Source organism: Xanthobacter sp. BG11Y11_SDJG (genome assembly GCF_057364445.1).
The window spans coordinates 1-9,189 of sequence record NZ_JBNFNU010000153.1 but is presented as its reverse complement, the minus strand read 5'-3'; the positions used below and the strand labels follow the sequence as shown (position 1 = coordinate 9,189).

The window sequence follows — 9,189 nt, the reverse complement described above, 5'->3', positions numbered from 1 at the left end:
CCGCCTCACATCCGCGCCCCGGCCGCGTGCCGGAGCGCCCACAAGCGCTTTAAGAAAAATCACCACCTTCCAAGGACGAAACCCATGATGCGCCAGTTCGAGATCGCGCGCGAGGCGGAGGGGCGCTCCTCCTCAGCCGCCAAGGCGACCACCGACCTTGAGAAGGCCGCGAAGGATCGCGGCATCAAGTATTTCCTCATCTCCTACGTGGACCTGTTCGGCGGCCTCCGGGCCAAGCTCGTTCCGGCCTCCGCCATCGGCGCCATGCAGAAGGAAGGCGCCGGCTTCGCCGGCTTCGCCACCTGGCTCGACATGTCGCCGGCGGATTCCGACATGTTCGCCGTGCCCGATCCGGCGAGCCTCATCCAGCTGCCCTGGAAGCCGGAGGTGGGCTGGCTCGCCGCCGACCTCTTCATGGACGGCGAGCCGGTGGCCCAGGCGCCGCGCGCGGTGCTGAAGAAGCAACTCGCCGACGCGGCGAAGCTCGGCTACGAGATGAAGACTGGCGTCGAGTGCGAATACTTCCTCGTCTCCGCCGACGGCACCGCCATCTCGGACGCCTCGGACCGCGCCGAAAAGCCCTGCTACGACCAGTCCGCCTTGATGCGCCGCTACGACGTCATCAAGGAGATCTGCGACGCCATGCTGTCGCTCGGCTGGGGCGCCTACCAGAACGACCATGAGGACGCCAACGGCCAGTTCGAGATGAACTGGAACTACGACAACGCGCTGCTGACCGCGGACCGGCACGTCTTCTTCAAGTTCATGGTCAAGTCGATCGCCGAGAAGCACGGCCTGCGCGCAACGTTCATGCCGAAGCCGTTTCCGAACCTCACCGGCTCGGGCTGCCATGCCCATGTCTCGCTGTGGGCGAAGGGCAAGAACGCCTTCTCCGACCCCAAGGGCGAACTCGGCGTCTCCAAGCTCGGCTACGCCTTCATCGGCGGCCTGATCCACAATGCCGACGCGCTCTGCGCCCTCACCAACCCGACGGTGAATTCCTACAAGCGCATCAACGCCCCGCGCACGCTCTCGGGCGCCACCTGGTCGCCCAACACCGTGACCTATACCGGCAACAACCGCACCCACATGATCCGCATTCCCGATGCCGGGCGCTTCGAGTTCCGCCTCGCCGACGGCGCGGCCAATCCCTATCTGCTCCAGGCCGGCCTGCTGGCTGCGGGGCTCGACGGCATCGCCAATGCGCGCGATCCCGGCAAGCGCCTCGACATCAACATGTACACCGAGGGCCACAAGGTGAAGACGGCCAAGAAGCTGCCGCTGAACCTGCTGGACGCCCTGCGCAACCTGGAGAAGTCCAAGGTGCTGGCCGAGCGGCTCGGCGCCCCCTTCGTCGCCGGCTACCTCAAGCTGAAGACCGAGGAATGGAACGCCTATTCGCGCCACCTGACGCAGTGGGAGCGGGACAACACGCTCGACATCTGACGGACCTGTCTGCGTCGCGTCTTGCAAGACACGAGGGCCCCGGTGTTGATGCCGGGGCCCTTTCTTTTCGGCAGATCTGGTGGTCAATTCCTTGACGAGTTCTTGAGCAAAAAGGCGTCCAATTCTTTCGGTTTGACAAGGATCAAAGGAATTGCAGCCCGTTTTCTGTGCACCCTCGCCGTGCCCGGTGCAGCCGATAGATGCATTGGCGCCGGCGACCCAGGTGCTTGGAACGTCTCCGCTGCCGCGATTTTCCTCTGCGACGCGGCATCGCCGGGGACGCCTCGATAATTTTCCTTTTGGCTCAGCCTCTTGGCCATTCCCCACCGTCGCCGAACGTGCTCACGCAGCGGCATCCGCCGGGGCATCTGCCTCCCTGGCATAAAAGTTGCTCCACAGTGAAAACCTTGGCCCGACCGGAGGGGATCCTGCGGGGGCTCTGGCCAAAGGCGCAACAGCGTTCGGGGACCAGCATGACAGACCAATTGGCAGCCCTGACGACCATCTTCACGGAGTTCTATTACTTCCTGACGGTCGTCCTTATGTTCTTCATCCATGTCGGCTTCTGCATGTACGAGGTGGGTGCGGCGCGCGTGAAGAACGTGCAGCACACGCTGCTCAAGAACACCATGGCGATTCCCCTGGTGGGCCTCGCCTTCTTCCTGTTCGGCATGTGGATCTACATCGCCTTCCAGGGCTGGCCCATCTCCACCTCGGCGCTCAGCTTCACCACCGGCTTCGAGCCCTGGTCCACCAAGATCGCGCCGAACCTGTCGGACCGCATCTCCGGCGTGTTCTGGGCGGCGTTCGCGCTGTTCGGCATGACGGCGGCCTCCATCGTCTCGGGCGCCCTCATCGAGCGCACCAAGACGTCGGGCTTCTTCATCATCGCCATCTATGTGGGCGCCATCGCCTGGGTGATCCCGGCGGCCTGGGGCTGGGCGGGCAACGGCTGGATGTCCCAATATATGGGCTTCCACGACCAGTATTGCTCCGCCGTGCTGCACTCGGTGGCCGGCTTCGCGACGCTTGGCGTGCTGGTCTTCCTCGGCCCGCGCATCGGCAAGTTCGCGCCGGACGGGACGCCGCGCGAGATCCCGGCGCACAATCCCTGGCTCATCACCATCGGCCTGTTCATGATCTATGTGGGCTTCTGGGGCTTCTACGCCGCCTGCCACATCCCGATCGTTGACGTGGGCACCCAGGGCTCGCCCTACTTCACCGCCACCAACATCTACGGCGTGCCGATCACCCTGTCGGGCGTCACCATGAACTTCCTGCTCGCCTTGTTCGGCGGCATGGTCACCGCCTACATGATCTCCAACGGCAATGCCTACTGGACCTATTCGGGCGGCCTGACGGGGCTCATCTCGGCCTCCGCCGGCAACGACTTCTACCACCCCATCATCGCGCTGGTGATCGCGGTGGCCGGCACCATCATGGCCTACAAGCTGCACTTCTGGGTGGAGCGGAAGTTCAAGATCGACGACGCCGTCGGCGCGGTCGCGGTGCACGGCTATTGCGGCCTGTTCGGCGGCATCATCGCGGGCTTCGCCTTGTGGGGCTATCCGGCGGTGCTGCCCTCCGCCGGCGCGCTCGTCACCCTCGGCGAGGGCGTGGGCTGGTTCGGCGTGAACGCCGAGGGACTGCCGGTCATCACCCCGATCGGCAACATCCTCGGCTCGCTGATGTTCGCCATCGGCTTCGGCCTCATCCCCGGCCTCATCCTCGGCAAGCTGCTCGCCATGTTCGGCCTGCTGCGCGTGCCGTCGCACGTGGAGGTCATCGGCCTCGACGGCAAGCACGTGCACACCACCTACCCGCACCACTCGGGCACGGAAGCCGCATTCGAGAGCATCCAGCGCACGGAGGCCAAGCTCTGAGCCGTCGGGCTCGCACCTACCGGCCCGGAGCTGCGGCTCCGGGCGCCTTGCCCGCCATCATCCAGGACCTCAGGAGTTAGACCATGCATACCGGTGTCACATCGCTCGCGAAGCTGACCGAAATGGCGGAGGTCTATCCCTTCGCCGGTTACGAGCCGCTCTTCTCCGTGATCGCGCTCGTGTTCTTCATCGTCTTCATCGCCAAGCAGGTCTCCATGGACAAGCAGCTCCACGAGGAGCAGCTCGACCACACCTCCGAGGCGGTCGCCAGCCCGGCGGAGTGAAGGGATCGGGCGGCGGCGGCGCCTCCCTGTCCCGCCGGCGCGGCCCGAGACGTCGCGCGGCCCTTCGCGGGGCCGCGCGATTTCGCATGTTCAGGGCCGGTGCGGTGTCCCAAGGTCAGGCGCAGCCGGCCGCGGCCTCACGAGCCGGGATTGACGCGGCCCACGGTGAAGATCTGCACCCGCCGGTTTATGGGATCGGTCGGCTTCTTCGGGTCCAGCAGCACTTCCTCGCCGAGGCCCACTGCTTCAAGGCGCGTCGGGTTGACGTTGAACACCGTGACCAGCGCGCTCACCACCGCGTCGGCGCGGGCCTGGCTGAGCTTGAGGTTCAGTTCGCGCGGGCCGGTGACATCGGTGTTGCCGGTCACGATGAACTTGTAGCCGTGCAAGATCGGGTTGTGCATGGCATCGGCAATGGCGCCGAGCGTGCCGTAGGACGACGGCTCGATGATCGACGAGCCAAGGCGGAACTGGATCTGCACGTTGATCTGCGGCAGCCGGTCGAGGTTCAGCGCCAGAGAGGGGCGGGTGAGCTGCTCGCCGGGATTCTGCTCCATGTGGCGGCGGACCATGTCGCGCAGCTGCTGGGCGGTGATGCCCGGCGCCTTGTCGGTGAGGCCCTGGAGGCCGCTAAGGATCTGGCTGTCGGACAGCGCGGTCTGGGCCTGCGCGGGGCCGGCCGCAAGCGCGAGGGCGGCAATGAGCGCGAGGCGGGGCAAAGGCGACGTCATGGCGTTCGTCCTTGATCTGAGGGAAAGGGGGCGCATGATCACCGGTAGCCGGCGTCGGTGATGGCCTGGTTGCAGGCGGCGCTCACGACCCGCGTCGCCTGGAGCAGGCAGGAGAGCAGGTTGCCATCCTGGGGCACCATGCCGGGGCACAGCCGCGCCGTATCGGCGTTGCAGACCTGCGCGATGGAATCCTGCGCCGCATCGCGCTGGGCGATCGAGGCCCGGGCGAGCGCGTAGTCGCGCTTGCACTGGTCGCTCACCTGGCTGATCTTCTGATCCATGCAGGCGTGCAGCGCGCCGTTGCCGAGATTGACGTTCGCGCACAGGCGGTTGATGTCCGGCCCGCAGCTCTTGGCGAGTAGCGCGCCCGCCTGGGCATAGCTCATGGTCTGGGCCTGCGCCGCCGAGCCGGCGCCGGCGAGCACCGCCGCAGCCAGCAGAACACGTATGATCTTCATTGTTGTGCGCTCCACCCGAGGGAGAAGAAGGGCCCCTGGACAGCCGCAGGGGAAAGCCATCCTCGCACGGACCGGTCAAGAATGGGGATAACCATAACTGCCCCATGGTGAACGCGCGCAGCGGACCTTGCCTTCAGCCGGCGCGGGTGGCCGCGCCGCGCACCGCCACGGGGCCGGCGGCGCCGAGGAGGACCTCCAGCGAGGCCCGGCAGAATTGGGCCACCTCCTTCGGCAGGCGCCCCCATTCCTGGCGCCGCGACACCAAAGTGAGGCTGCGCGCGAAAGCGGGGCCCGGCAGCGGCGCGACGGCGAAGGCGTCGGCCGCGAGCCCCGCCTCGTGGATGCACAAAGGCGTCGTCACGGCGAATCCCGCCCCCGCCGCCACCGTCGCCGCCACCCCGAGCGGGGTGTCGAATTCGAGCCGCCGCGGCAGGTCGAGCTTGAGCCGGCGCAAATGACGCTCCACCTCGATGCCGGTCTTCGAGCGCGCCGAGAAGCGCACCAGCGGCAGGCGCGCCGCGAGCTGGGCCATGTCCTCCACCCGCGCCGGCGCCGGCTGGCCGGCAGGCAGCATCAGCACATAGGGCTCGCTGACGAGCGGGTGGCGCTCCAGGCCCTCCGTCTCCTCCAGCTCGTCGACGCCGGCGAGGAAGTCGAGCTGGCGCGTCAGCAGCGCGCTGGCATGGGCGGCGGTGAGGCCGGAGCGGATCCGAGACCTCTTCCGGCCGAGCCCCGCCAGATGGCCGCCCGAGGCGGCGCGCGAGCGCGCGGGTGAGCGAATCCACCAGCCGACGCGCACCAGGGGATAGCGGCTGCTACCGGTGTCGCGCAGCGCCGGGGCGATCTGGCGCGCCTCCGAGAGCAGCGCGCTTGCCCCGCTGGCGCAGGAGGCCGCCGGCGGGGGTGAGGCCGAGCGGGCGCACGGAGCGATCGAACAGCACCGCGCCCCATGCGGTTCTCCAGTTCCGCCACCGCCTGGGAGACCGCCGGCTGGGTGAGGCCGAGCCGGCGCGCCGCACCCGCCATGGCGCTCTCCTCGCAGACCGCGAGGAAGATTTCGAGGCTCCTCAGGTCGAACGGCAGCGCCTCGCTCCGTGGTGCCATTCCGTTCCCTCCCCGGCTCGCAATATATAATTGAGATTTATACTAGCGCATGAAACGCGCCTAGCTATGGTTTCATCAACGGCCGGTCGGGACGCCCCCGGAGCCCGGCGCAGCGGGGCCCGCGCCCCTTCGGATCGCGATTGATGTCCGCCTCCTCGTCGGTGAAATGGTCCCCGCATTATTCGGCCTTCAGCCTGCTGGCCAACGCCCTCTCCGGCCAGAAGGGCTGGCGCCCCGCCTGGCGCGACGCGGCCCCCAAGCCAGCCTATGACGTGATCGTGGTGGGCGGCGGCGGGCACGGGCTCGCCACGGCCTATTACCTCGCCAAGGAGCACGGCATAAGCAACGTGGCGGTGCTGGAGAAGGGCCATATCGGCTCCGGCAATGCCGGCCGCAACACCACCATCATCCGCTCCAACTATCTGCTGCCCGGCAACGAGCCGTTTTACGAATGGTCCATGAAGCTGTGGGAGGGCCTGGAGGCCGACCTCAACTTCAACGCCATGGTGTCCCAGCGCGGCGTGCTGAACCTGTTCCACTCGGACCCGCAGCGCGACGCCTATGCCCGGCGCGCGAACGCCATGCGGCTCGCGGGCGCCGACTCGGAGCTGCTGGACGCCGCAGGCGTGCGCGCGCTCGCCCCGTTCCTCGACTTCGCCAATGCGCGCTTCCCCATCAAGGGCGGCCTGCTCCAGAAGCGCGGCGGCACGGCGCGGCACGACGCGGTGGTGTGGGGCTATGCGCGCGCGGCCGACCGGCGCGGCGTCGACATCGTGCAGAATTGCGAGGTCACGGGCTTCCTGCGCGAGAACGGCGCGGTGGTGGGGGTGGAGACCACGCGCGGGCCGGTCCGCGCCGGCAAGGTGGCGCTCGCGGTCGCCGGCTCCACCTCGCGCCTCACGCGCCACCTCGACCTGCGCCTGCCGATCGAGAGCCATGCCTTGCAGGCCTTCGTGTCCGAGGGGCTGAAGCCGCTGGTGCCGGGCGTCATCACCTTCGGCATGGGGCACTTCTACATCAGCCAGTCGGACAAAGGCGGCCTGGTGTTCGGGGGCGATATCGAGGGCTACAACACCTATGCCCAGCGCGGAAACCTGCCGGTGGTGGAGGACGTGTGCGAGGGCGGCATGGCCATCATGCCGCTGATCGGGCGGCTCAGGCTGCTGCGCTCCTGGGGCGGGCTGCTGGACATGTCCATGGACGGCTCGCCGATCATCGACGTGGGGCCGCTGCCGGGCCTCTATCTCAACACCGGCTGGAACTACGGGGGCTTCAAGGCGACGCCGGCCTCGGGCTGGTGCTTCGCCCACACCATCGCGAAGGACGCGCCCCACGCGCTCAACGCCGCCTTCCGCCTCGACCGCTTCCGGAGCGGCCATGTGATCGACGAGAAGGGAGTCGGCGCCCAGCCGAACCTGCACTGATGCGCGCCTGCGTGATCACCCCCCAACCGCCGTCTTCCCCCCAACTGCCGTCATCCTCCGGCTTGACCGGAGGATCCACGCGCCTCCCAGCCGCGCGCCCCGGCCGCCGGATGGGCCCTCCGGTCAAGCCGGAGGGCGACGGCGGGGACGCGGGCGACGGAGCGCGCGAGGACAACGGCGCGCGAAGCAGCCCGCTCACGCAGGAAGAGGGCCTGACCATGCGCATTCCCTGCCCCTATTGCGGCGCGCGCGACGCCCACGAATTCGCCTATCTGGGCGATGCCACCGTGACCCGTCCCGACCCGGTGGCGGCGGACGCGCGCAATGCGTTCACGGCCTATGTCTATGACCGGGCGAACCCGGAAGGCCCGCACGACGAGTTCTGGTATCACGCGAGCGGCTGCCGGCGCTGGCTGAAGGTCACGCGCAACACCCGCACCCACGAGATCCTTGCCGTCGCCTTCGCCCGCGCCGAGGAGACGACGCCATGAGCCGCCTCGTTCACGGCGGGCTGGTGGACCGCAGCCGCACCCTCTCCTTCTCCTTCGACGGCGCCACCTATCGCGGCCATCCCGGCGACACGCTCGCCTCGGCGCTGCTGGCCAACGGGGTGCGCCTCGTCGGCCGCTCGTTCAAGTATCACCGCCCGCGCGGCATCGTCGCCGCCGGCTCGGAGGAGCCCAACGCCCTCGTCGAGCTGCGCATGGGCGCCCGGCGCGAGCCGAACACGCGGGCGACCACCGTGGAGCTCTATGGCGGCCTCATCGCGGCCAGCCAGAACCGCTGGCCGAGCCTCGCTTTCGACCTCATGAGCGCCAACCAGTGGCTCTCGCCATTCCTAGGCGCGGGCTTCTACTACAAGACCTTCATGTGGCCGTCGGCGCTGTGGGAGAAGCTCTACGAGCCCGTCATCCGCCGCGCCGCCGGCCTCGGCCGCGCCGCCGAGCGGCCGGACCCCGACCCTTACGAGAAGGCCAACGCCTTCTGCGACGTGCTGGTGGTGGGCTCTGGCGCTGCCGGCCTCGCGGCGGCGCTCGCCGCGGGCCGCTCCGGCGCGCGGGTGATCCTCGCCGAGGAGGACTTCCGTCTGGGCGGCCGGCTGCTCAGCGAGTTCGCCGCCATCGGCGACGGCCCGGCGCGCGACTTCGCCGCCGCGGCGGAGGCGGAGCTGTCGAGCCTGCCGAACGTGCGCCTCATGGCCCGCACCACGGTGTTCGGCGCCTATGACGGCGGCACCTATGGCGCGGTGGAGCGGGTGAGCGACCACCTCCCCGTCCCGGCGCCCTTCGCGCCGCGCCAGCGCCTGTGGCGCATCGTGGCGAAGCGCTGCGTGCTGGCGGCGGGCGCGTTCGACCGCCCCATCGTGTTCCCCGGCAACGACCGGCCGGGCGTGATGTCGGCGCTGGCGCTCGCCACCTATGCCACCCGCTACGGCGTGAGCGCGGGCCAGACGGCGGCCTTCTTCGTCAACAACGACCATGCCTTTGCCGCCGCGCTCCATGCGGCGGAGGCCGGGGTCAAGGTGGAGGCCATCGTCGATGTGCGCCCCGACCCGGCGCTGGCCGCGCGGGCGCAGGCGCTCGGCATCAGGGTCATCCAGGGCGAAGTGACGGGCACGTCCGGCAAGTGCCTCTCCGCCGTCACCGTGCGCACCGCCACGGGCAGCGAGACGCTCCAGGTGGAGGCGCTCGGCGTATCCGGCGGCGCGACGCCCAACCTCAACCTCACCACCCACATGGGCGGACGGCCCACCTATGACGAAGCCCTCTGCGCCTTCGTGCCCGGCGCCCTGCCCCCCGGAATGGCGGTGGCGGGCGCGGCGGCGGGCGCCTTCCCGCTCCAGGACTGCCTCGACACCG

9 protein-coding genes are annotated in these 9,189 nt (G+C 68.9%); 6 read left to right on the top strand and 3 right to left on the bottom strand.

The window, feature by feature from the left end; genetic code table 11:
• Nucleotides 1-87 precede the first annotated feature (87 nt).
• The 3 genes from glnT to AC2W7M_RS13640 all read left to right on the top strand — a co-directional run bounded on the left by glnT (nucleotide 88) and on the right by AC2W7M_RS13640 (nucleotide 3,613).
• Nucleotides 88-1,446, top strand: a complete 1,359-nt coding sequence (glnT, locus tag AC2W7M_RS13650) for a type III glutamate--ammonia ligase (protein ID WP_486132818.1) — start codon at nucleotides 88-90, stop codon at nucleotides 1,444-1,446.
• A 473-nt stretch (nucleotides 1,447-1,919) separates the two neighbouring features.
• Nucleotides 1,920-3,329 (top strand): ammonium transporter, encoded by a 1,410-nt coding sequence (locus tag AC2W7M_RS13645; RefSeq protein ID WP_486132816.1) that lies wholly within the window; start codon nucleotides 1,920-1,922, stop codon nucleotides 3,327-3,329.
• An 83-nt stretch (nucleotides 3,330-3,412) separates the two neighbouring features.
• Nucleotides 3,413-3,613, top strand: a complete 201-nt coding sequence (locus AC2W7M_RS13640; RefSeq protein ID WP_486132815.1) for a hypothetical protein — start codon at nucleotides 3,413-3,415, stop codon at nucleotides 3,611-3,613.
• A gap of 137 nt (nucleotides 3,614-3,750) precedes the next feature.
• On the opposite strand, the gene AC2W7M_RS13635 is transcribed toward AC2W7M_RS13640, so the two are convergent.
• From AC2W7M_RS13635 to AC2W7M_RS13625, 3 genes are all read right to left on the bottom strand, one after another.
• The gene (locus AC2W7M_RS13635; protein WP_486132814.1) at nucleotides 3,751-4,344 is read right to left on the bottom strand and encodes an OmpA family protein; all 594 of its coding nucleotides are present in this window, start codon (nucleotides 4,342-4,344) and stop codon (nucleotides 3,751-3,753) included.
• A 38-nt stretch (nucleotides 4,345-4,382) separates the two neighbouring features.
• Nucleotides 4,383-4,802 carry a hypothetical protein gene (locus tag AC2W7M_RS13630; RefSeq protein WP_486132813.1) on the bottom strand — a complete coding sequence of 140 codons (420 nt, stop codon included), beginning with the start codon at nucleotides 4,800-4,802 and terminating at the stop codon, nucleotides 4,383-4,385.
• A gap of 133 nt (nucleotides 4,803-4,935) precedes the next feature.
• On the bottom strand, nucleotides 4,936-5,601 hold the full coding sequence (locus AC2W7M_RS13625; protein ID WP_486132812.1) for a LysR substrate-binding domain-containing protein: 666 nt from the start codon (nucleotides 5,599-5,601) through the stop codon (nucleotides 4,936-4,938).
• A gap of 448 nt (nucleotides 5,602-6,049) precedes the next feature.
• Here AC2W7M_RS13625 and AC2W7M_RS13620 point away from each other — a divergent pair, with 448 nt between their 5' ends.
• The 3 genes from AC2W7M_RS13620 to AC2W7M_RS13610 form a co-directional block, all read left to right on the top strand.
• Entirely contained in the window at nucleotides 6,050-7,330 is a 1,281-nt protein-coding gene (locus AC2W7M_RS13620) for a sarcosine oxidase subunit beta family protein (RefSeq protein WP_486132811.1), read from the top strand.
• A gap of 218 nt (nucleotides 7,331-7,548) precedes the next feature.
• Nucleotides 7,549-7,821 carry a sarcosine oxidase subunit delta gene (locus tag AC2W7M_RS13615; protein ID WP_486132817.1) on the top strand — a complete coding sequence of 91 codons (273 nt, stop codon included), beginning with the start codon at nucleotides 7,549-7,551 and terminating at the stop codon, nucleotides 7,819-7,821.
• Nucleotides 7,818-9,189 (top strand): 2Fe-2S iron-sulfur cluster-binding protein (locus AC2W7M_RS13610; RefSeq protein ID WP_486132810.1); only part of this gene is annotated, 1,372 nt, incomplete at its 3' end. The genes AC2W7M_RS13615 and AC2W7M_RS13610, both read left to right, overlap by 4 nt.

Bases quoted from the DNA above. Each gene is read 5' to 3' on its own strand.
- AC2W7M_RS13645 (WP_486132816.1), top strand. From the start codon at position 1,920: ATGACAGACCAATTGGCAGCCCTGACGACCATCTTCACGGAGTTCTAT.
- AC2W7M_RS13615 (WP_486132817.1), top strand. From the start codon at position 7,549: ATGCGCATTCCCTGCCCCTATTGCGGCGCGCGCGACGCCCACGAATTC.
- AC2W7M_RS13640 (WP_486132815.1), top strand. From the start codon at position 3,413: ATGCATACCGGTGTCACATCGCTCGCGAAGCTGACCGAAATGGCGGAG.
- AC2W7M_RS13630 (WP_486132813.1), bottom strand. From the start codon at position 4,802: ATGAAGATCATACGTGTTCTGCTGGCTGCGGCGGTGCTCGCCGGCGCC.
- AC2W7M_RS13635 (WP_486132814.1), bottom strand. From the start codon at position 4,344: ATGACGTCGCCTTTGCCCCGCCTCGCGCTCATTGCCGCCCTCGCGCTT.
- glnT (WP_486132818.1), top strand. From the start codon at position 88: ATGCGCCAGTTCGAGATCGCGCGCGAGGCGGAGGGGCGCTCCTCCTCA.
- AC2W7M_RS13620 (WP_486132811.1), top strand. From the start codon at position 6,050: ATGTCCGCCTCCTCGTCGGTGAAATGGTCCCCGCATTATTCGGCCTTC.